The sequence below is a fragment of the Paenibacillus sp. JJ1722 genome (assembly GCF_048282685.1).
GTDB classification, from domain to species: domain Bacteria; phylum Bacillota; class Bacilli; order Paenibacillales; family Paenibacillaceae; genus Paenibacillus; species Paenibacillus polymyxa_B.
This window is the reverse complement of sequence record NZ_CP182500.1, coordinates 5,145,971-5,169,258: the sequence shown is the minus strand read 5'-3', so window position 1 is coordinate 5,169,258 and position 23,288 is coordinate 5,145,971. Positions and strand designations below refer to the sequence as shown.

20 protein-coding genes are annotated in these 23,288 nt (G+C 47.9%); 19 read left to right on the top strand and 1 reads right to left on the bottom strand.

What is annotated here, in order from left to right; all coding sequences use genetic code 11:
- Positions 1-56: 56 nt before the first annotated feature.
- From ACM1ND_RS23080 to ACM1ND_RS23060, 5 genes are all read left to right on the top strand, one after another.
- A complete protein-coding gene (locus ACM1ND_RS23080; protein WP_339200950.1) occupies positions 57-1,163 on the top strand; it encodes an FAD-dependent monooxygenase in 1,107 nt (368 codons plus the stop codon).
- A gap of 68 nt (positions 1,164-1,231) precedes the next feature.
- A complete protein-coding gene (locus ACM1ND_RS23075) occupies positions 1,232-1,996 on the top strand; it encodes a GTP cyclohydrolase II (protein ID WP_075154778.1) in 765 nt (254 codons plus the stop codon).
- Positions 1,993-3,093, top strand: a complete 1,101-nt coding sequence (gene ribD / locus ACM1ND_RS23070) for a bifunctional diaminohydroxyphosphoribosylaminopyrimidine deaminase/5-amino-6-(5-phosphoribosylamino)uracil reductase RibD (RefSeq protein WP_028541782.1) — start codon at positions 1,993-1,995, stop codon at positions 3,091-3,093. Before ACM1ND_RS23075 ends, ribD begins: the two co-directional genes overlap by 4 nt.
- A gap of 580 nt (positions 3,094-3,673) precedes the next feature.
- The gene (locus tag ACM1ND_RS23065; protein WP_418026599.1) at positions 3,674-6,592 is read left to right on the top strand and encodes a glycosyl hydrolase; all 2,919 of its coding nucleotides are present in this window, start codon (positions 3,674-3,676) and stop codon (positions 6,590-6,592) included.
- An 830-nt stretch (positions 6,593-7,422) separates the two neighbouring features.
- A complete protein-coding gene (locus ACM1ND_RS23060) occupies positions 7,423-8,541 on the top strand; it encodes a slipin family protein (RefSeq protein WP_069080674.1) in 1,119 nt (372 codons plus the stop codon).
- Between the two features lie 62 nt (positions 8,542-8,603).
- Here the strand turns inward: ACM1ND_RS23060 and ACM1ND_RS23055 are convergent, their stop codons facing one another.
- On the bottom strand, positions 8,604-9,017 hold the full coding sequence (locus ACM1ND_RS23055; protein WP_023990387.1) for a chemotaxis protein CheW: 414 nt from the start codon (positions 9,015-9,017) through the stop codon (positions 8,604-8,606).
- Positions 9,018-9,292: 275 nt separating this feature from the next.
- Between ACM1ND_RS23055 and ACM1ND_RS23050 the strand changes: the two genes are divergently transcribed.
- The 14 genes from ACM1ND_RS23050 to ACM1ND_RS22985 all read left to right on the top strand — a co-directional run bounded on the left by ACM1ND_RS23050 (position 9,293) and on the right by ACM1ND_RS22985 (position 23,213).
- A complete protein-coding gene (locus ACM1ND_RS23050; RefSeq protein WP_023990386.1) occupies positions 9,293-10,228 on the top strand; it encodes a sugar-binding transcriptional regulator in 936 nt (311 codons plus the stop codon).
- A 209-nt stretch (positions 10,229-10,437) separates the two neighbouring features.
- Complete coding sequence (gene deoC, locus ACM1ND_RS23045) at positions 10,438-11,100, top strand: deoxyribose-phosphate aldolase (protein ID WP_025722509.1); 663 nt, start codon at positions 10,438-10,440, stop codon at positions 11,098-11,100.
- A 30-nt stretch (positions 11,101-11,130) separates the two neighbouring features.
- On the top strand, positions 11,131-11,526 hold the full coding sequence (locus tag ACM1ND_RS23040; protein WP_023990384.1) for a cytidine deaminase: 396 nt from the start codon (positions 11,131-11,133) through the stop codon (positions 11,524-11,526).
- Between the two features lie 75 nt (positions 11,527-11,601).
- Complete coding sequence (locus ACM1ND_RS23035) at positions 11,602-12,780, top strand: NupC/NupG family nucleoside CNT transporter (protein WP_023990383.1); 1,179 nt, start codon at positions 11,602-11,604, stop codon at positions 12,778-12,780.
- A gap of 29 nt (positions 12,781-12,809) precedes the next feature.
- A complete protein-coding gene (gene deoB / locus ACM1ND_RS23030) occupies positions 12,810-13,994 on the top strand; it encodes a phosphopentomutase (protein ID WP_418026598.1) in 1,185 nt (394 codons plus the stop codon).
- A 91-nt stretch (positions 13,995-14,085) separates the two neighbouring features.
- Positions 14,086-14,793 carry a purine-nucleoside phosphorylase gene (gene deoD, locus ACM1ND_RS23025; protein WP_023990381.1) on the top strand — a complete coding sequence of 236 codons (708 nt, stop codon included), beginning with the start codon at positions 14,086-14,088 and terminating at the stop codon, positions 14,791-14,793.
- Positions 14,794-14,825: 32 nt separating this feature from the next.
- A complete protein-coding gene (locus ACM1ND_RS23020; protein WP_025722513.1) occupies positions 14,826-16,127 on the top strand; it encodes a pyrimidine-nucleoside phosphorylase in 1,302 nt (433 codons plus the stop codon).
- A gap of 134 nt (positions 16,128-16,261) precedes the next feature.
- The gene (locus tag ACM1ND_RS23015) at positions 16,262-17,311 is read left to right on the top strand and encodes a leucine-rich repeat domain-containing protein (protein ID WP_028541786.1); all 1,050 of its coding nucleotides are present in this window, start codon (positions 16,262-16,264) and stop codon (positions 17,309-17,311) included.
- A 28-nt stretch (positions 17,312-17,339) separates the two neighbouring features.
- Positions 17,340-17,834 (top strand): hypothetical protein, encoded by a 495-nt coding sequence (locus ACM1ND_RS23010; RefSeq protein ID WP_316244237.1) that lies wholly within the window; start codon positions 17,340-17,342, stop codon positions 17,832-17,834.
- A 116-nt stretch (positions 17,835-17,950) separates the two neighbouring features.
- Positions 17,951-18,634 (top strand): hypothetical protein, encoded by a 684-nt coding sequence (locus tag ACM1ND_RS23005; protein WP_053326131.1) that lies wholly within the window; start codon positions 17,951-17,953, stop codon positions 18,632-18,634.
- Positions 18,635-18,988: 354 nt separating this feature from the next.
- Positions 18,989-20,053, top strand: coding sequence for a sulfate ABC transporter substrate-binding protein (locus tag ACM1ND_RS23000; RefSeq protein WP_023990376.1), 1,065 nt, complete (start codon positions 18,989-18,991; stop codon positions 20,051-20,053).
- A 78-nt stretch (positions 20,054-20,131) separates the two neighbouring features.
- Positions 20,132-20,965: a sulfate ABC transporter permease subunit CysT gene (gene cysT, locus ACM1ND_RS22995; RefSeq protein WP_028541788.1), complete on the top strand. Its 834-nt coding sequence runs from the start codon at positions 20,132-20,134 to the stop codon at positions 20,963-20,965.
- A 79-nt stretch (positions 20,966-21,044) separates the two neighbouring features.
- Positions 21,045-21,920, top strand: a complete 876-nt coding sequence (gene cysW / locus ACM1ND_RS22990; RefSeq protein ID WP_013312030.1) for a sulfate ABC transporter permease subunit CysW — start codon at positions 21,045-21,047, stop codon at positions 21,918-21,920.
- Between the two features lie 162 nt (positions 21,921-22,082).
- On the top strand, positions 22,083-23,213 hold the full coding sequence (locus ACM1ND_RS22985; protein WP_418026597.1) for an aminotransferase class V-fold PLP-dependent enzyme: 1,131 nt from the start codon (positions 22,083-22,085) through the stop codon (positions 23,211-23,213).
- The last annotated feature ends 75 nt before the right edge of the window (positions 23,214-23,288 follow it).

Below are 23,288 nucleotides of genomic sequence, written 5' to 3'. Positions count from 1 at the left end.
AATGAACAGATACGAACTAATCGTTATGGTGTGGTTTGGGCGTAGGGGGAAGTCAGATGAAGTTGGAATGTGAAGTGTGCGTAGTTGGAGGGGGACCCGCAGGAACTTTGTTGTCCTGTCTACTGGCGGCGCATGGTGTATCCACGATATTGATTGAGCGGCAGAGCATAGCGGGAAAGGCTTTCCGCGGTGAAATCTTGAATGATGAGGGTCAGGAAGTGATCCAAAAGCATAAGCTGCTCGAACAAATTCATAAGGACTATGTTCTCGCCTCTACAAGAATCGAATATTGGGAGCATCAGCAGCAAGTGAAGACGGTCAAGCCAGCATCAGTAGATGGTAATGTGGGGGTTCATATTCCACAGCCTCGATTTTTGGAGGCTCTGCTCAAGCAGGCGTCAACCTACGGGTCCTTCCGTTACCTGGCGGGTACAACTGTGACTACCTTGGAAGGTAACAGCGAGCAGGGGTACACGGGCTTGGCCGCCCGCGATAAGAACGGTCATGAGATCACGATTGACAGTTCGTTGATTGTAGGGGCAGACGGTCGCTATTCGACTGTGCGCAAGCTGGCGCAGATGCCTGTGACAAACATTCGACACGGCTATGATCTGCTATGGGCGAAAATCACAGCACCTGCTGGGTGGGAGCCCGTCACTCGTCTGGCACGGGTCAACGGAGGGCAGTTGGCTTTATTCTCGCAGGCTGAGGGCTATATTCAAATTGGCTGGAATGTGGAGGAAGGTAGCTTTCCAACCCTGTTTAAGCAATCTTTTGAACCCTTTATACAACGGTTTACCGAGGCTTTTCCGGATTTGAAGCATAGTGTGCATGATCACATTCGTTCATGGAAGGACTTCGTACCGTTGGATATTTTCAGCAGTCGCAGTGACACCTGGGCGCAGAACGGGCTGGTCCTTATTGGAGATGCGGCGCATACCATGACACCTACCGGAGCTTTTGGCTTGAATGCAGCTTTGAAGGATGCCGATGTGCTAGCCAGTGAGCTTCTTCGTTTACGACAGAAGAGCTATACCGCAGGAGACCTAAAGGCGTTCGAAGACGGACGGCGACAGGCTGTCACCGAGCTTCAGGGACGGCAGCTGACGATGGAATCCACGTTTCATGAACATTTCTTACAAGCCGATAATCAAAGGATATAAATCCTGACAACAACATGAATTACCGGAATTTTCATATATAGAGTTTATATAAAGGATGGTGCAGAGAGATGAACCAAAAAGATGTAGCTACGCTACTTAACGATAAAATTCAAACCGTTCGCGGAGAGCAATCTTCGACGATTTTAGTAGGACCGATCAAGCTACCAGTTAATTTGGAAGGAGAAACGGTTGTTTTTCAGTGGTACTGCTGGTTGCCTGTACGGGATGAGGAAGATCGTCAGGACTTACTGAATGCCACCGCTGAGACGATTGTGAAGCGATTGTCCACACTGGATTTGGCAGAGGGACAACAGTCAAGCGTTTTGGTGTATGGCGATCTTCAACAGTCGGAAAATGCATTAGTTCGCATGCATAGTATTTGCCATACTGGAGATATTTTTGGTAGCAAGCGTTGTGATTGCGGATTTCAACTCCACCAGTCCATGAAAATGATTGCGGAACATGGAACGGGTGCATTGTTCTATCTGGCTAACCATGAAGGCCGCGGAATCGGTTTGTTTAGTAAAGCAATGGCTTATATTCTGCAGGAAGAAGGCATGGATACTGTAGAAGCCAACCACCAATTGGGTTTTGAAGATGATACCCGCAACTATGCAGACGCCATTAGTGTGCTCCGTCACCTGAGACAAAAACCGGTAACCCTGATCACAAATAATCCCAAAAAACTGGATGCCTTGAAGAAATCGGGTATGAATGTGGCGGGTCGCATGCCGCTCTGGGGCGATGTGTCGCAATATAATGAACGGTATTTGAATACAAAAGTGGAACGATCCGGCCATTTGCGGGATTCCGATCTCAGGGAGGTTCTATGACCACTCACGAAAAATATATGCGCCTGGCACTGGAAAATGCCAGAAGTGCTAAAGGGCAAACCGAACCGAATCCGCTCGTCGGATCAGTCATTGTCAACAACGGTCGTATCGTTGGGATCGGCGCTCATCTGAAGCCCGGCGAGCCACATGCCGAGATTCATGCGTTGCGTATGGCGGGTGAACACGCTCAGGGAGCGACAATTTACGTAACGCTGGAGCCGTGTTCTCATCACGGTCGGACAGGCCCGTGCGCGGAAGCCATTGTGAAGGCAGGCATTCGTCGGGTGGTGGTTGCAGCGCTGGACCCGAACCCGCTGGTTTCCGGCAGAGGGGTACAGATTTTGAAAGATGCGGGCATTGAGGTCATTGTCGGAGTATGTGAGCAGGAATCCATCCGCATGAATGAAGTGTTCAATCAATATATTGTGAGCAAGCGTCCTTTTATTACGATCAAATCGGCAGTAACACTGGACGGTAAAATTGCAACCCGGACCTCGGAAAGCAAATGGATTACATCTGAGGCTGCACGGGAGGATGTGCATCGTCTTCGTAACGAGCATGTGGGAATCCTGGTCGGTGTACAGACGGTGATTCACGATAATCCTCAGCTTACGACTCGTCTACCAGAAGGACGGAATCCGATTCGTATCATTTTGGATAGCAAGCTTCGTATTCCATTGGATGCCCGTGTCATTACAGATGGGGAGGCGCCTACCTGGATATTCACAGGACGCGCTTATGATGAAGGCAAGCGTAGCCAGTTGGAACAGCTAGGTGTAAAGGTATTTCCGACTCAGGATGAAAACAGCGATCGGGTTAACCTGCCGCAAATGCTGGATATTTTGGGTGCGGCAGAGGTATCATCGGTGTTCGTGGAAGGCGGAGCCGAGGTGAACGCTTCCTTCGTGCAGCAAGGGCTGGCAGACAAGCTGGTGCTGTACATGGCACCAAAGCTGGTTGGAGGACGCGCAGCCCCGGGATTTCTCGGGGGAGAGGGCGTGTCTGCGATGAGCGATGCGGTGGCATTGCATGATTTGAGCGTGACACAGGTTGGTGTAGACTGGAAACTAGAAGGGTATTTTGAGCGGGAAAAATGAGTGTTGTTTGCGGGGGAGAAGGCACTCCACTAAGGGGTTGATCTTCCGATCGCTGTTGCAGTGGGATTCTTCGGATTGATAAGACATTTAAAGGTAAGAATCCCACTGCAAAGGCGAACGCTTACGCTTCTCCAGATTCAACCCCTTCGCTCCGCTACTGCCCACCGCAAAGTCACTCATTTTTTCGAAATGGTGTGGAGCATGGGAAAGGCAAAAGGACTTAAATACTCAAAAGCTTATATACTTAAAAGAACAGAGAATCTGGAGGGCTAAAAGGCCTGGAGGATTCTTTTTTTATATACTAAACGTTTATTAGGGTGAATGATTAATGGGATGAATAACTCATAGGGTAAATGTCTAATGGGGTGAATTCGAGATAACATAATTACACATGCTTGGGTTTTTCGTCCTGGTTTCTTATGTATTTTTAGAGACTTTCGCCTCGTTTAGTTAGAATATAGAAATAAAAGGATTGACCTGGAAATTGAGATCAAGCACAATGAAGTTGAAATCAACTTGGAAGAGAAGGGAAAAGCCTTGCAGTGAAAGGGATTATAGAATTCAAAGGAGGATGTAGGTTGTGAAAAAAACGTTATTATGCTTGTTAAGTGCCAGTCTGATATTTTTAGCTGCACCGGTTTCTACTAAAGCCTTTTCGGGTGAGGTCACACAAGGCGCTGGCTCATATTCAACCACACTACCTGCCGGAGCAGCAACACCGCAAAACGAGATTTACAAAACAGCGAATGTAAACAGCCCAATGCCTACCAATGACTGGTGGAGCAGCCTCGCCTGGGTACCGTACTCCGAGGCTCAATATCCGCATCCCCTTGCCTTGAAAAATCAGCAAAACGGTTTACGCATCTTTAACCCGAGTGGGAAAATTACGGTAAATCCGGGATACATCGCAGGTTGGATGGATGATGTGAACGATTTTTCCGTCGGTCATTCTGTAAGCGCTTCATTTCCTGATGCCAAGGTGGACGGTTTCAGCGACTGGTTTGTCAAATCATTATTTCAAAGCGGCAGCAATAAAATGAGTGCTACCTATGGACACGGCTCCCCCTATGTTTTTTTTGAGTTTGGCGGTGGCAATCCCAAGCTTTCATTTAATGGGGTGCCAGAGGTTTGGTCTGGGTCAGCTAGTTCCCCTGTGCTTGGCATTACGGTTAATGGCTCACACTATGGTCTGTTTGGTCCTTCCGGCAGCACCTGGTCTGGCCTCGGAACGAGTACTCTGATCAATCAATTGAACGGGAAAAACTATTTTACAGTGGCGGCTTTGCCTGACAAAACAACCGCGACATTGGACAAATTTCAGCAATACGCCTATTCTTTCGTTACAAACTCCAAAGCACAGTACAGCTATAACGAAGCCTCTTCCGAAGTGACGACCACCTTTACTGTTGCGACAACAGCGAAGGAAGGCACGCAAAGCGGTACTATTTTTGCCTTATACCCGCATCAGTGGAAAAATTCATCACAACCCCTGCTAGGCTATACGTACAATTCTGTACGCGGTCTGATGAAAACAGCAGAAGGTGCTTCTTTTCAAACGAAAATGAAGTTTACAGGGGTACTGCCTTCCCTGCCCGACTTGGGGTCCTACGATAAAAATACGCTCAACAGTTATATAGACGAAGCGAAAGCGGAAGTCTACTCCGGCGATAGAGACACGTACTGGACTGGAAAACGTCTGGGCAAGCTAGCAGCGCTGGCGCCGATTGCCGACCAGGCTGGCAATACCGCAGCAGCGACCCAGTTCCGCAATGAGATCAAAAGCCGGCTGCAGGACTGGTTTAAGGCCAGTGACAGCTCGGGTAATCTGAAAAGCTCCAGTCTATTTGTGTATAACAACAATTGGGGGACGTTGATCGGTTATCCCGACAGCTTTGGCAGTGCGGTAGAATTAAATGACCATCACTTCCATTATGGATACTTTATCAAGGCCGCGGCCGAAATTGCACGTGTGGACAAGAGCTGGGCATCCAATTCCCAATGGGGGCAGATGGTACAGTTGCTCATTCGTGACATCGCCAATACCGACAGGTCTGATTCGAAATTTCCGTATTTGCGTAATTTTGATCCCTATGCCGGGCACACCTGGGCTTCCGGCCATGCCAAATTTGGTGATGGCAACAACAATGAATCCTCCTCGGAAGCGATGAATGCTTGGGCAGGTCTTATTTTATGGGGCGAGGCGACGGGAAATACTCAAACTCGTGATCTGGGCATTTATCTATATACAACGGAAATGAATGCGATTAACGAATACTGGTTTGATGTGCATGGCACAAACACCCCTGCAGGGATGCAAAGCGCGACGGCAAGCATGATCTGGGGTGGTAAAACGGTAGGGAATGCAACATGGTGGACCAATAATGCCGCAGAGGTTCATGGTATCAACTGGCTACCGATCACCTCGGCTTCCTTGTATCTGACGCAGTATTCAGATTATGCAGCTAAAAATTATAACGATCTGCTGCGAAAAAGCGGTGGGAATTTCAGTCCATGGGAAGATATTGTGTATATGTACAGAGCGATCTCGGACCCGTCCGATGCCAAGGCCAAATTCAGTGCACGCGTAGCGGCCATGACACCGGAAGCGGGGAATTCCAAGGCGAATGCCTACCACTGGATCTACAATTTGGATGCTTTAGGCAACATCGACCACAGCATCACCGCTAATTCACCTATTTATGCCGTATTTCATAAAAACGGTGTAAAAACTTATGTGGCCTACAATTTTACAAACCAGGTTAAAACGGTAACCTTCTCAGATGGGCACACTATTACCGTGCAGCCGAATACCTTTAATACCGGAAATGGAAGCGGCGGTGGCAATCCGCAACCTGATACGGAGGCTCCATCCATCCCGGCGAATGTTCGAGCTACGACCAAAACGGCTTCGGCGGTCACTCTGGAGTGGGATGCAGCTACAGACAATGTTGGCGTTACGGGTTATATCGTTTATAAGGACGGGGCTCAGGCAGCAGAGATAAGCGGTACTTCCGCTTCAATTACAGGGCTGAATGCAGCTTCCACTTACAGCTTTACCGTTAAGGCTCGAGATGCAGCTGGTAACCTATCTGCAGCAAGCAATGCGGTAGGGGTAACGACAGAGCCAGCATCTGGTGGTAATGAGGGTGGCGGGGAAACGGAGGATTATAAAGTAGGAGCTCGCTTTGTCAGCGATCATGAAGCATTGCTTCAATTTACACCCAAAACAGCCTCGGCCTATGTTGACGTGCATTATACTTTAACGGGTGGACAACAGCTCAATTACCGAATGACAAACAACGGCGGTGTCTGGGAGCAGCGGATTACAGACCTCGATATCGGGAAGGCTGTCAGCTATTGGTTTACCTATGAAAAGGCGGGATTGCAATATGAGACCCCTTCATTCAGCTATACACACCAGCAGACTGCTTCTACAACGACAGACGTTCCACAACTTCCGTTACCGAGCGTTGATCCCGTTTTCGAAAAAACATCCTAGTGGATCAGGCCTAAGATACGAACGCGACAGTTAACTATAGAAAGAAAGACACAAGGGAAGCACATACGCTTCTCCTGTGTCTTTTTTTGTTTTTTTATAGGGTCGTAATACTTTCGCCATGTTCGTGAGTTCCAGGTTGCGCGATAATGATAAAGGCTGATACAGGAAGATATTACCGAGGCGTGGATTTCCAAAGGTCCCGCAGTGCCTGCCCTGATGGGGTCAGGTATCCTGTAATTCTGATGTATCCACCAACATTAGGGTTCAATTCCCAATCGCCTTCCACGCGACTTCTGGTAGAGTATTCGAATGATCGAATAAAAACAATGAAAAGACCCGGATAAGAGCATCCCATGTCTGGTCTCGATGACAGGTACCGGGGCGATGGCTATGCGGCCAGCGGATACCGGAGAGAGCAAGCGCCGACAGGGTTCGAGGCTTCGGGGATACAGATTCACAATCGATGTTGGGCTGATGAATTCCATCCCTAGAACACGGAAACAGGCGGTATCTTTCTTTTTCCTTAAGCTTGACCCCGCCGTCCACACCGAAGGGATGCTCTGCAAGGGTCACTAACCCTACTACAACAAATAAAAAATCCTCATTTTAAAAATGTGTGTTTACTATAACATGCGAATCAGCGGAGCGGACCATTTGAATCTGAAGAAGCGAAGCGTTCGCCTTTGCCACTGAATTTAACCCTTTAACGGGTTTATCCATTCTAAAAATTCAGTAGCAACAGCGATCGGAAGATCAAATGGAACGTGAAGCCGCTACACGCGGAAATGTACATTTTTAAGTTGAGAATTTTAAATACTAGGAGTGATACGATGTTTAAGAAGATAACGATTAAATCTGATGAGCGCGGGCTGCTGTTCAAAAAAGGAAGCTACCACAAGTTGTTGCACCCAGGAACTTACCTATTGAAAACATTTCGGCAGGAAGCAGTTGAAATTTTGAATGTAGCCGAACCATTTTTTGTACCTGATCATGACATTCGTTTGTTTTTGACAGATCCCCTATTGCTTGAGCAATTGAATGTCATTGATGTAGAGGACCATGAATATGTGTTGCATTATGAGGATAATCGATTTGTGGAGCTACTGACGGCAGGGAAATATGCTTTTTGGAACATGCTCAAGAAACATCGTTTTGTTCGTGCAGATACTCGGCAGCCTGCGATTGATAAGGCATTGGGGCAAGCATTCTTGTCCAAGACACCGGGCTTCTGGAAGGCACTTCAGGTGGGCAGCTATGAATTGGGATTTTTGTATTACGATAATGTGTTGCAGGGTGAGCTAAAACCGGGCAAATATTATTTCTGGATGTCCACAGTGAATACAGAGATCAAAACGATAGATATGCGACAACAGCAGATGGACCTGATGGGACAGGAAATCATGACAGAGGACAAAATCACGCTGCGCCTCAACTTCGTCTGTCAGTACCGTATCATCGACCCGTTGCGGGCGTTGGAATTCAGGGCATACGAGGAACAAATGTACATTATGCTTCAACTGCTGCTGCGCGAATATGTTGGCACGATGAAGCTGGATGATTTGCTGAAAATGAAGCAGGAGATTGCGGAATATGTTTTGACTCGACTGAATGAGCAGAGTGGCGAATATGGAGTGACTTTTACGTCAGCAGGGGTGAAGGATATTATTTTGCCGGGGGATATCAAGGATATTCTGAATACCGTGCTGTTGGCAGAGAAGAAGGCACAGGCCAACCTCATCACACGACGTGAAGAGACGGCATCCACTCGTAGTCTGCTCAATACGGCCAAGCTGATGGACGAGAATGCCACCCTCTTTCGTCTTAAAGAACTGGAATTCATGGAAAAAATCTGCGAGAAGATTGGCACGATTTCGCTGACTGGCGGAAATACGTTGCTGGAGCAGCTGAACACACTGGTTCACATGAAAGAGGGGCAGGGACTCCAATAACTGAAAATACTCCCGAACGATGAGTGCAAGCCGGCTCAAGGTTCGGGAGTATTTTTTGCTTTTTAGTTCGTCTTGGTGGATGCAAGAAAAGCGTCCATATCGATCACCGGAATGAGGGTACCCTGATGCTCCATTACTGTAGGGAACAACTCGCGTTGCCACTCTTCCTCATTGCTTTGTAGCTGACTGTCCTCAGCAGAAGCTGTGTCTTCCACCTGATCGACAAGCAGAGCAATCTTCGCACGGCTGAGCAAAATCATTTTGTCCTCGGCGGAATCGCTTGATGCAGGAAGAAACAGCTTTTTGCGTAAATTAAGGATCGTAAATACATTGCCGCGAATAGTCACCATTCCTTCATGCCACGCCTCGGAAAAGGGAAGCGGCGTTCCTTTTTTGGCATTCATGACTTCTTCTACTTCCACAAAGTTTAAAGCGAACTTTTTGTCCGCCAGACTGCACACAATAAATTCAGACATAGCAATTCTCCTTACATATTCAGATAAGCCATCACAGATTGTGAATGAGCGGTAAAATGGTTTAACTATTGCGTTTTGACAGATGGAACGATAAAGTTGAGGATGCGGTAAAGTAGTTGTAGTTAATCACAGAATATCACAAACGAGCAGTTAAATCTTCCAAATTAACAACTATACGGCCAAGGCGTGGCTTCAAGTTTCCCTTCATATATAATGTTTGGGACTAAAGCTGTGTCCGCTGGCACTACATTTTAAGATAAGCGGGTTGAGGTAGAATGGATCATGAAAAGCAGCGATTAAGTATCGAGGCAGCCAGATTATACTATCTAAACGACTACAGTCAGCAAGATATCGCGGTCAGACTCGGGGTTTCGCGTCCTACGGTATCGCGGTTACTGCAGGCTGCCAAGGAACAGGGATACGTGCGGATCAGTATTGTGGACCCGATGGAGGATATGGACGCGCTCGGAGAGCAGGTGAAGAAGAAGTACGGACTGGATACCGTGTTAGTCTGTTATTCGCCGTTAAATGAATATCAGGAGATCAAGAAGCATATCAGCAAAAAAGCAGCCGATTATTTGCATGAAACGGTACAGGATGCTGATATTATTGGAGTGACATGGGGAACAACGATGCATGCCGTAGCGCTTCATCTCCAGCAAAAGCAGGTCAAGGGAGTTGAGGTGGTTCAGCTCAAAGGAGGCGTGAGCCATTCGCATGTCAACACATATGCCGTGGAAACCGTGAATTTGTTCGCAGAAGCCTTTCATACCATAGCACGGTATTTGCCGCTGCCTGTGATTTTCGACAGTCACGCCGTTAAGAAAATGGTCGAGGAGGATCGGCATATCCAGCGTATCATTGAACTTGGCAAGCAGGCGAACATCGCTGTGTTTACGGTGGGTACGGTCAAGGAGGATGCATTGCTGTTCCGATTGGGCTATTTTAACGGGGAAGAGCAGAAGCTACTGCAAAGAATCGGCAAGGGCGATATTTGCTCGCGCTTTTTTGACGCTGAGGGCAACATATGCAGTCAGGAAATCAATAGCCGTACCGTCGGGATTGATTTGCCTGATTTGCGAAAGAAGGAGAAGTCCATTCTCGTCGCTGGAGGCCAGCGTAAAGTGGAGGCCATTCGGGCATCGCTGCGTGGCAAGTATGCGAATATCTTGGTGACAGATCAGTTTACGGCACAAGCACTTTTACAATAGAGCAAGTCGTTCTCAATCCAGCAAAATACACGGTTATGGCGTTTCCCTACAGGGTAATATGAATTGTAGGTGACGCCTTGCGCATAAGCTTGAACATAATTTCAAAATGTGTTTTACATATGTTCAAAGGCGTGCTATGATGGTCTCATCACAGAGAAATAAAGGACTTTTGTCTTCACACTATTTATCTAATGAAGGAGCTTTTAGATATGAACATTGCAGCATTAATCGACCATACATTGTTGCGAGCAGATGCGACGAAGGATGAATTTACGAAATTGACTGCCGAGGCAAAAAAATATCAGTTTGCTTCTGTATGTGTGAACCCGACGTGGGTAGCTTATGCAGCAGAACAGCTCGCAGGCACAGGCGTAGCTATCTGTACAGTTATCGGTTTCCCGCTGGGAGCAAGCACGTCCGCAACGAAAGCATTTGAAACGAAAGATGCTATTGCTAACGGTGCGACTGAAATCGATATGGTTATTAACATAGGCGCTTTGAAGGCACGTGATGTACAGCTCGTCGAGCAGGACATCCGTGCGGTCGTGGAGGCAGCTGCTGGTACACTGGTAAAAGTGATTATCGAAACATGCCTGCTAACAGACGAAGAGAAGGTACTGGCATGTGAGCTGTCCGTCAAAGCGGGAGCGAATTTTGTGAAAACCTCGACAGGCTTCTCAACAGGTGGAGCTACTGCGGAAGATGTGGCTTTGATGCGCAAAACGGTAGGACCTGAGATTGGTGTTAAGGCTTCAGGCGGTGTACGCAGTCTGGAAGACGTGCAAAAATTAGTAGAAGCTGGCGCAAGTCGGATCGGTGCAAGTTCCGGTGTGAAGATCATCGAGGGCGAGCAGTCTACATCTTCCTACTAAGTTTATTTTAAAGTCATGGAGGGATTCGCGATGAAGGATCAATTGATTCAGAAAGCGCTTGAGGCGCGTAAACAGGCATACGTTCCGTATTCGAATTTTCAGGTGGGTGCTGCGGTTCTCGGAAGCGATGGCACGATTTATCACGGATGTAATGTGGAAAATGCCTCCTACGGCTTATGCAATTGTGCAGAGCGGACAGCGATTTTCAAAATGGTATCCGAAGGCTGCCGTCAAATTGATTCGATTGCGATAGTAGCTGATACGGAAGGACCTGTGTCTCCATGTGGGGCCTGTCGTCAGGTTATTTCCGAATTTGCTCATCAAGATACCAAAATTTATCTGACAAACCTTCATGGCAACACGGAAGAGTGGACGGTGGATCAATTACTGCCGGGTGCTTTTCGACCTGCGGATCTGGGGAAATAAAAAAAAGAATGCCTCTTTGGAGCGCATTCTTTTTACGGGGAATGTAAGCGCTTAATGTAATGAGGGGGAAATTAAATGAAATATGTAATCGCTCTGGTGGGACTGCTCGTTGTATTTGCACTTACTTACGTTGCCAGCAGTGACAAGCGTAAAATCAGGTATCGTCCGCTGATAGTTATGGTTGTTTTGCAAGCAGCGCTTGCTTTCGTATTGCTGAATACAGGAATTGGCGAATTTCTGGTCAAAGGCTTTGCAAAAGGTTTTAATAGTCTTTTGGCATATGCAACTGAAGGGATTAACTTTGTTTTTGGCGGAATTGCGAATGAAGGAGCAGCACCGTTCTTTATCGGTGTACTGCTGCCAATCGTGTTCATATCTGCGCTGATTGGTATATTGCAATATGTAAAAGTGTTACCTTTTATTATTAAATATATCGGGCTTGTCTTGAGCAAAGTAAACGGAATGGGTAAACTGGAATCCTACAACGCTGTAGCTTCGGCTATCTTGGGTCAATCCGAGGTGTTTATTTCCGTTAAGAAGCAAATTGGTCTGCTGCCAAAACATCGGTTGTATACACTGTGTGCGTCTGCGATGTCTACGGTGTCCATGTCGATTGTGGGAGCTTACATGCAAATGTTAAATCCCAAATATGTGGTCACAGCTTTGGTATTGAACCTGTTCGGCGGCTTTATTATCGCTTCCATTATTAATCCGTACAAGATTGAGAAGGAAGACGATTTACTGGAGGTTCAGGAGGAAGAGAAGCAGTCCTTCTTCGAAATGCTCGGGGAATATATTATGGACGGTTTCAAGGTTGCTATTACGGTAGCTGCAATGCTGATCGGTTTTGTGGCGTTGATTGCCATGGTTAACGGGATTTTCTCTTGGTTGTTTGGAATCAGCTTTCAGGCGCTGCTTGGATATGTGTTTGCGCCTTTCGCTTTTGTCATGGGTATTCCGTGGAACGAAGCCGTTCAGGCGGGCAGCATTATGGCTACCAAACTCGTGTCCAACGAATTCGTGGCCATGCTTGATCTGACCAAGCAAACAGGCTTGTCGGAGCGCACGGTCGGGATCGTATCGGTATTCCTCGTATCCTTTGCTAACTTCTCATCCATCGGTATCATTTCCGGGGCTGTGAAGGGTTTGCATGAAAAACAAGGAAATGTGGTGGCCCGCTTTGGTCTGAAGCTGTTGTACGGGGCAACGCTGGTTAGCGTGCTGTCGGCAACGATTGCAGGGTTGTTTTTGTAAAAAAAACAGCGAGTTAGGAAAGGATTTTTATGATGTCTAAATTCAAACGAATTCACTTGGTGGTTATGGACTCGGTTGGTATCGGCGAAGCGCCGGATGCTGCCCAGTTTGATGATTACGATGTAGATACACTCGGTCATATTGCCCGCGAACGCGGTGGTCTAAAGATGCCGAATATGGGTAAGCTCGGTCTATCCAATATTCGTTCCATAGAAGGTGTGGAAGCGGCCGACAAGCCGCTTGCGTATTACACTAAGATGCAGGAAGCGTCCAATGGCAAGGATACGATGACGGGTCATTGGGAAATCATGGGCTTGAATATTGCTGTTCCTTTCCGTGTATTTCCTGATGGGTTCCCGGATGAGCTGATTCAGCGCATTGAGGAGCACACAGGCCGCAAAGTTATTGGCAATAAGCCGGCCAGTGGAACGGAAATCATGGATGAGCTAGGCGAAGAACACGTGAAAACTGGAGCGCTCATCATCTATACCTCGGCGGACTCTGTGCTGCAAATTGCGGCGCATGAGGAAGTTGTACCTTTGAAAGAGCTCTATGAGATTTGCGAGTTCTGCCGTAAAATCACGCTGGAAGATCCGTACATGCTGGGTCGCATTATTGCACGTCCGTTCGTAGGCGAGGCAGGGAACTTCTCTCGTACCTCCAACCGACATGATTATGCGCTCAAACCGTTTGGTCGCACCACCATGAACGAGCTGAAGGATGCAGGTCTAGATGTGATCGCCTTGGGTAAAATCTCCGACATTTATGACGGTGAGGGTGTGACGAAGGCGGTGCGTACGGTGTCCAATATGGACGGCATGGATAAGCTGGTGGCTACGCTCGATGAGGATTTCACCGGATTAAGTTTTCTGAATTTGGTGGACTTTGACGCTGTATACGGTCACCGTCGTGATCCGCAGGGATATGGTCAAGCCTTGGACGATTACGATGCGCGTCTGCCAGAGGTTTTTGCCAAAATGACCGATGACGATCTGCTAATCATCACTGCGGACCATGGGAATGACCCGACATATCGGGGAACGGATCACACCCGCGAATATGTACCTTTGCTGGCATATTCCCCGCGTTTTACAGCTGGGGGCAAGGAGCTTGCAGTTCGTAAAACCTTTGCTGATATTGGAGCGACCGTGGCGGATAACTTTGATGTGAAACTGCCTGAACATGGAACGAGCTTTTTGGCAGAGCTTCAGTAATCAAGGACCAGCAAGAGTACAAGCAGGATTACTAGTAACGATATAAATAACGATACAAGCATGGACAAATGGGACGGAGGAATAAAAAAACATGAGTGTACACATTGGAGCCAAACCCGGAGAAATTGCAGAAACGATTTTGCTGCCAGGAGACCCGTTACGGGCTAAGTTTATTGCTGAAACGTATCTGGAGGACGTGACCTGCTACAACGAGGTACGCGGAATGCTCGGATTCACGGGTACGTACCAAGGCAAACGCCTATCTGTACAGGGAACTGGGATGGGGCTGCCTTCCATCAGTATTTATGTCAACGAACTGATTAGCGAATATGGTGTGAAAAACCTGTTCCGCGTGGGTACATGCGGCGGAATGAAGGAGCATGTGCACGTTCGTGACGTCATTTTGGCACAGGCATCCTGTACGGATTCCGGCATGAACCGCCATATCTTTGGCGGCTACGATTACTCGCCGATTGCCAGCTTCAATCTATTGAAGGGCGCTTATGATCGCGGTGTTGCCAAAGGCTTGAACATGCATGTCGGCAATGTATTCAGCTCAGACAGCTTCTACCGTGATGACAAATCAGTGGTACAAAAGCTGATGGAATACGGCGTGCTGGGTGTAGAAATGGAAACTTCGGCTTTATACACGTTGGCAGCCAAGTTTGGTGTAAACGCACTGACGATTCTGACGGTAAGCGATCATTTGCTGACGGGGGAAGAAACGACCGCAGAAGAACGGCAAACAACTTTTAAAGAAATGATGGAAGTTGCACTGGATACAGCAGTATCTCTGTAAACGATCATACGCACAGTGAGGAGAAATGACATATGAGAATGGTAGACTTGATTGAGAAAAAACGTGACGGAAAAGAACTGAGTACAGAGGAAATTAATTTTATTATCCAAGGCTACACTCAGGGTGAAATTCCTGATTATCAAGTCAGTGCATTGGCGATGTCCATTTTCTTCAAAGATATGACTGAACGCGAACGCGCTGATCTGACAATGGCGATGGTTCATTCGGGTGATACCATTGATCTGTCCGCGATTGAAGGTGTAAAGGTCGATAAGCATTCCACTGGCGGTGTGGGTGATACGACAACGCTGGTACTGGCTCCGCTCGTAGCGGCCTTGGACATTCCGGTAGCCAAAATGTCAGGCCGCGGCCTCGGACATACCGGAGGAACGATCGACAAGCTGGAAGCTATTGCAGGCTTCCACGTCGAAATCAGCAAGGACGAATTTGTGGATTTGGTGAATCGCAGCAAAATTGCGGTCATCGGGCAAAGCGGCAACCTGACACCTGCGGACAAAAAGCTGTATGCCTTGCGTGACGTTACAGCGACGGTCAACTCGATTCCGCTGATTGCCAGCTCGATTATGAGTAAGAAAATCGCTGCTGGCTCCGATGCCATCGTGCTTGATGTAAAAACAGGTGCAGGCGCATTTATGAAAACCGTAGATGATGCCAAAGCACTGGCACATGCCATGGTGAGCATCGGTAACAATGTGGGTCGAAAAACGATGGCAGTCATTTCCGATATGAGTCAACCGCTGGGTCTGGCCATCGGTAACTCTCTGGAAGTGAAAGAAGCGATTGATACGCTGCGTGGCGAAGGACCAAAAGATCTGGAAGAGCTGTGTATGGCTTTGGGCAGTCAGATGGTGTTTTTGGCAGGGAAAGCAGAATCCCTCGAAAACGCCGAAGAGAAGCTCAAAGAAGTCATTCGCAATGGCAAAGCACTTGAGAAATTCAAAGAGTTTATTGCGAATCAGGGCGGTGACGCTTCTGTAGTGGATCATCCTGAACGCTTGCCGCAAGCACAGTATCTTATTGAGGTGCCTGCGAAGCAGGACGGTGTGGTAGCTGAAATCGTGGCTGACGAAATCGGTACCGCAGCGATGTTGCTTGGAGCAGGACGTGCGACCAAAGAATCCGAGATTGATCTGGCTGTCGGCTTGATGCTGAACAAAAAGGTCGGGGATGCTGTTCAAAAAGGCGATTCACTGGTTACTATTCATGCGAACCGTGAAGATGTAGCCCAAGTGCTGGAGAAAATCTACGCGAACATCCGTATTGCGGATCACGCGGAAGCGCCAGTGCTAATCTACGGAACAGTGACAGAGTAAGCGATAAGCCATATTTATAAAGTCGTGTTGAGTGTCTTTGATCAAGTTTGAAAAATATGACAGCCGGACTCATAATAGATATGAGTTCGGCTTTTTTTATTGTAAGGCCGAGGGTTGCACAGAGGGGGAGAGACATGTTCAGATTATACAGCGATGTCCGGGGAGCAGCCTATGAAAGACTGATTGATTATGCTATGGAACGGGCAGACACGTTTATGCTGGGCATACATAAATGGGCGACAGAGGATGAGAATGGGGTGATCGACCAGGATGTCCTGTTCAAGGAATTGTTACAGCAATTGAATCCTTTTATGCTGTCCACACACTCTTATGAGGAAATTAGGGGCATCCATTCCATTGCCTACACACAAGGAACATTTTACCGATACCAGTGTGCGCCCGAGGCAGGGGGATTATTAAAGCAGGCGGCGTCTAGTTTGTTTTCCTGGGTACATCCCCAATTACCTGAGGATTTGTGCTTCCAGAATGCGGAGGGAAGGGATTGGATCATTAACATAGCTCACGAACGAATAGGTGGACTAAACATGGCTACAGAAGAAGCGGATGAATTGGAGAAGCTTATACCTGGTGTGTTTATTCACAAACCTGAATATCATCAGGATATAGATGTTTTTCTGGACGATGCTATTCGGCATCAACCGGATCGAGTAGAGCTTATGCGGTTTGGCTTGAGGGAGATACCGGAACGGATTAGAGAATTGTATTCCCTGAAGCATCTGACTATTTTCGAGCAGGATATACGAACACTACCGCACGCTTTGTTCGAATTGGAATCGTTGGAGTCACTGACGATACAAGTAGCGGATTTGGAAGAGCTACCCGCTGACATTGCCAAGCTGACCCATCTCAAAAACCTGAGGATCAGCTGTGGATGCTATGATCGTCCGGCCCCAGATTTCAAAGTGATTCCCAAGGCAGAGCTGGCATTTCGGCATTTGCCTCCTGAAATCGGAGAGCTGCAACAACTGGAGTATCTGGATATTCAGTATAGCGGAATCCGTACGTTGCCTCCTGAATTACAAAACCTGAAAAATCTACGCTCCTTGGACATTGTGAATGGATTCATCGAATCGGCACCCGATTTTATATATAAAATGACCTGGCTGAATCGCTTCCTTATAGAAGATAAGCCGTTCCATCTGTGCAATCACGGTGACGACTGAAGGAAAGATAAGAAGAGGAGGAAATCAAATGGTGGAGAAATGGGTTTGGATTGGGGCTGCCGGAGCCATATTGGGTTATGTCACTTTTGCTAGTTTTCCAACGAACACGTATACTACATCATCGGCGATTGTGACGCACCAGGCAACTCCGCTGAGCAAGCAGATTGAGCAAGGAGGCGCAGCGAAGCGAATCGTACATGACCAAAGAATGCAATTTGGAGGACAAGGACAAACGAGCTTTAGATTTGAAGAGGGGCGCAAGCTGTACATCAGTATCAAGAATACAGGTAAGCAACCCGTACAATACAAGCTCAATAGTGCGAATGGATTAGACTTGCAAGGGTCAACGAGCGGGTTTTCCAGCCGAACGTTGCAGCCGGGAGAACGCCACGATCTGGTGTTTGTAAAGCCAGAGGGACAGGATGAAGCTGCAAATGACTCCTTAAAAGAGATGATTTTAAAAGTAAGTACGGACGATGGATCGCAAGGAAACGTTAAAACCTTCGCATATATTACACTGTAAGCTCCTTCCAGAAAGGGCACGACATGCGGTCATTAGTCTACTTATGTTACAATAGAACGGTTGAAGACTTAATGAACAGAATAGGTCAGAGCAGAAAGCAGAAAGGATGACCCGTTGTGCCCAAAAACCATGAATTCGGTAATCAAAAGATGTCACGGAGGCTGTCACTCACAGCCATTTTACTTACACTTACCTTTGTAGCACTTACTGGCTGTGGTCAGGATAAGAATGCTGAAACCATTGATACTGGAAGCAGTACAAGCGTGATCGAGAACGGAGCCGGTGGTAGTCGTAGCGGTTCAGCCCAAAGTGACAAAACAGCGAAAGAGAGCAAGAGTGCAGAAAACAGCGGTACTGATGCACAAAAATCAACTCCTTCGGCTCCATCTGCTTCATCGGATACATCTTCTTCTCCGGCAACCTCCAATCCATCGCAAAATCCATTTGAGGTAGCAGGTATTCAAGATCCTAAAGCGTTTTTGAACACGTTCAAAGCGCTGCAGAAGGCAGTTGCCGACAATGACAAGGAAAAAGTGGCCAATTATATTTTGTACCCTCTGCGTGTTAATGATAGTGAAAAGTCGCTAACGATTCCGAATAAGAAAGATTTTATGGCCAAGTATGATCAGATTTTTACGGACGCAATTCGCGAGGCGCTGGTGAATCAAAAGACAGATGATTTGTTTGTTAATTATCAGGGAGTCATGGTGGGATCGGGTGAACTGTGGTTGAGAAGAGCTACGGACAATCCGAAGCTTTTTGGAGTCTTTTCGATTAATCTTGAAACGGTTGCCAACTAAGTCGTACTTCGTGTGTAAATGACCTCTAAACGGTCGGAAACATATATAATGTTTCTGACTGCCCCCCCTTAAAGAAAGAAAAGTCCAAATGATACATACCAAAAAAAGGTTTGACATCACTCCTAAACTCTCGTATCATATCCATATAACTCATTAAACAGGTAGGAATTAAAGAATTAATGTATGATCTCGCCATTTTGGCGGAGAACCTCTAGGAACAGCAGGCAGACACTGTCCACGTGACAGGTTTGACCTATCAGGGCTGCATCAGGGAATTCTCCGCTCTTTTTTTGATTATGTCTGTCAATAACAGGCGTAAATGAATACAAATTACATAGAATTCGGGGTGTCTTGATGAAGAGGCAATGGAAAAGTGGACTTATTCTCGGACTATCTTTGGTTTTAACGATTATGCTAAGCGCTTGCGGGGCAAGCAAGGGAGGGACGCAGGCGGATGGTAGCTCTGCTGCCGGTTCCAAGGACGTGGAGTTACTCAATGTTTCTTATGATCCGACCCGTGAGCTGTATGAGGCATATAATAAAGCATTTGCCGCCCATTGGGAGAAGGAGAAAGGGCAGAAGGTTACGATCAAGCAATCTCACGGAGGATCTGGCAAGCAAAGTCGTTCTGTGCAGGACGGACTGGACGCGGACGTGGTAACTCTGGCCCTGGGCTATGATATTGATGCGCTACAGGAAAAAGGACTCGTTAAAGAGGGGTGGCAAAGTAAATATGAGCATAACAGCGCCCCGTACACTTCAACCATCGTGTTACTGGTACGCAAAGGGAACCCGAAAGGGATTAAGGACTGGGACGATTTAATCCGTGGCGATGTGCAAGTTATTACACCGAATCCTAAAACTTCGGGTGGAGCACGTTGGAACTATCTTGCAGCCTGGGCCTATGCGCTCAAGAAGAACAATAACGATGAAGCCAAGGCCCAGCAGTTTGTACAGGAGCTGTATAAGCATGTGCCGGTACTGGATAGCGGAGCACGTGGAGCGACAACGACTTTCGTAGAGCGTGGAATTGGCGATGTACTGATCGCTTGGGAAAATGAAGCACTGCTCTCGGTGAAGGAGCTGGGTGCGGACAAATTCGATATCGTGTATCCGTCGATCAGTATTTTGGCGGAACCACCGGTAGCGGTAGTTGATAAGGTGGTAGATAAAAAAGGTACACGCGAGGTGGCGGACGCATACCTGAAATATTTGTACAGTGAAGAAGGGCAGACCATTGCTGCCGAAAATTATTATCGCCCAACACTGGAGAGCGTGACGGCAAAGTTCAAGGATCAATTTCCTAAATTGGAGCTCGTGACCTTGAAGGATGTATTCGGGACATGGAAGGAGACGCAGCAGAAGCATTTCAGCGACAAGGGCATTTTTGACCAGATTTATGTACCCGGCAGTTCATAAAATAGGTGGACTGTGTAGGGATTGGGTCGGTAGCCGCGAGTGTCATAGTCAATGGATTCAGAGAGGGATGGACAGAACATGAATCAAGTGCAAGCCACTCGAAAACGCGTACTTCCCGGGTTCGGGTTAACAATGGGTTATAGTGTGCTGTATCTCAGTCTGGTGGTGCTGGTGCCTTTATCGGCACTGCTTCTGAATTCAACTGGACTGACGTGGGAGAAATTTTGGGACGTGGCGACTGATGTTAGGGTGCTGGCTTCCTACAAGGTAAGCTTTTTGTGTGCTGCGGCTGCGGCGCTGATCGACCTGTTTCTCGGTTTATTGATAGCTTGGGTGCTGGTGCGTTATGAGTTTCCGGGAAAACGACTTTTTGATGCGGTGATTGATCTGCCCTTTGCTTTGCCTACTGCGGTAGCAGGGGTTGCTTTGACTGCTCTGTATGCACAGAACGGCTGGATCGGTTCATTGTTTGAACCGCTTGGATGGAGGATGGCGTACTCACAGACGGGGATTACGCTAGCATTGATGTTTATTGGCATTCCGTTCGTTGTACGGACAGTGCAGCCGGTGCTGGAGGAGCTGGACAAGGATGAGGAGGAGGTCGCTGCTACGCTGGGAGCTGGCAGATGGCGTATCTTCTGCAGCGTTATTGTACCGGAGCTGGTGCCACCGCTGCTGACGGGTTTTGCGCTCGCCTTTGCCCGTGGCATTGGCGAGTATGGTTCTGTCGTCTTCATCTCTGGCAATATGCCGATGAAGACGGAAATTGCTCCACTGCTCATAATGTCCAAGCTGGAGCAAAATGACTATGCAGGAGCTACGGCAGTAGCGTTGATGCTGTTGGTAATTTCATTCTTGCTGTTACTCGTGATTAACAGCATTCAGCGCTGGTCACGACGGCGTACTGCCTAAACGCAACTGTCTAATGTGACTATCTAATGTTAACATGCAGGGCTGCGCATGATATCCACGTTCTAAGGAGGGATAGATTATGTCACAAGCGATAACTGGGCAGGAGCTTGCTTCTGCACCAGTGCCTTCATCTGCACCGCCCAACAGGGTCACGACCGAGGCCGCTTGGGTGAAGTGGACGCTGATTGGTGCTGCTTTTTTAGCTTTGCTCTGGGTGCTGGTATTGCCGCTAATCGTCGTGCTTACCGAAGCACTCAAGCAAGGATGGGGCGTATACGTCGAAGCGTTACGTGACCCGGATGCCATGTCCGCATTGCGGTTGACGCTGCTGGTGGCAGCGATAACGGTACCGCTGAATACGGTATTTGGTGTAGCTGCCGCTTGGCTGATCACGAAATTTCAATTTCGCGGCAAAGGCTTGCTGGTCACCTTAATTGATTTACCCTTTGCCATCTCTCCTGTCGTCGGAGGGCTGATGTATGTATTAGTGTTCGGCGCACAGGGCTGGCTTGGACCGTGGTTGGACGAGCATGATATTAAAATTATATTTGCTTTGCCTGGTATTATTTTAGCGACGCTGTTCATCACCTTTCCATTTGTGGCGCGAGAACTCATTCCAATGATGGAAGATCAGGGACAGCAGGAGGAAGAAGCGGCGGTCATGCTGGGCGCGCGCGGCTGGCGCATTTTCTGGAAAGTGACGCTGCCAAACATCAAGTGGGGTCTGCTGTATGGCATCATTTTGTGTAATGCGCGAGCCATGGGTGAGTTCGGTGCAGTGTCCGTCGTTTCTGGACATATCCGTGGAGAGACGAATACACTGCCGCTGCATGTAGAAATTTTGTATAACGAATATCAGTTCTCGGCATCTTTTGCGGTGGCCTCGTTGTTGTTGTTACTTGCTCTGGCAACCTTGGTACTTAAAAGCTGGTTTGGACGCAAACGCGTGCATTAATTTATGATTTTGTATATGATCCCTCAGGGCCTCTCTTTGCGTCTATCGTCTGTTAACGGCGAGAAGATGGGAAGAGAGGCCCTTGTTCTAAGGTGGCTTATATGGATAATAAAATGATCATATCAAGGCACGTTGGTGTGCCCAGGAGGAGCGAAGGGAAAAATGAAACATCCGTTTCAGTCCTACCGTCAGCTGTTTCCAGTGCTATCCTCACATATCCATGTAGGAAGCTGTTCCCAGGGGGCCGTATCGAGGCCGGTTTCCGCTGCCATTGAGGAATATCATCGAAGTTTGCTGCAACACGGTCATAACGGCGATCTATCTATGGCACGTTTGGAGGAGGCCAGAGGGCATTTTGCCAAGCTCATCGGGGCGGAGTCTGACGAAATTGCGGTCCTGTCCTCAGCCTCTGAGGCGATTGCTGGGGTGGCTACAGCCCTTCCTTATGTACCGGGAAAAGAAGGCATTGTGTATGCGGACACCGACTTTCCGACGGTGGGACACATCTGGCAGGCACAGGAGATGTTCCATGATCACATCTGCTGTATCCCCTCCATCGAGGGAGAAGTGACGATAGAGCAGTATGAGGAGCATGTTACGGAGAAAACTGCGCTCGTTATGGTGTCACAAGTGAACTATACCAACGGATTTCAGCAGGATTTAAAATCCATTGCAGATATAGCTCACCGAAATCAGGCGTTGCTGTTTGTGGATGCTTATCAGTCTGCAGGGATCGTTCCAGTGGACGTTAAGGCAATGGGCGTAGATATTTTGGTCGCGGGAGCCCGCAAATATATGCTGGGAATTCCGGGCGTGGCTTTTCTTTATGTAAGCAAGGACCGAATAGACCGCTTCAAGCCCCGTCTTACAGGCTGGCTTGGGCAGGAGCCTGCTTCCCGGTTTGATATTGCTCACCCGTTTCCGGCGGCGGGAGCCCGACGCTTTGAGACGGGATTGCCTTCTTTTATTAGCATTTTTGCCGCCAATGCGGCTTTAAAGCTGCTGCTAGAGATTGGAGTCACGAATATTCAGACCTATATGAGTGAGTTGTTGGATTTTTCCGTTGAATATGGACGGCGCAAAGGGCTACACATACGTGTACCTTACAGGGGAGGCACATTACCAAGCTTGCTCGCTGTTGAAGTAGCCGACGTGTCGGCTGTGGAGAGGAATTTGAGAAGCCAAAATATGATCGTTTCAGCACGAAAGGATGTTATCCGTGTGGCTCCTCATTTTTACAATACGGCTGAGGAAGTCCGACGGGTCATAGATGAATTGGCAGGGAGATGTTGAACGACAAAAGCCTCTTCCGAGTGAATGGGAGCATGACATGTCCCTTTTTACACAGGAGAGGCTTTTTGGGCGTTT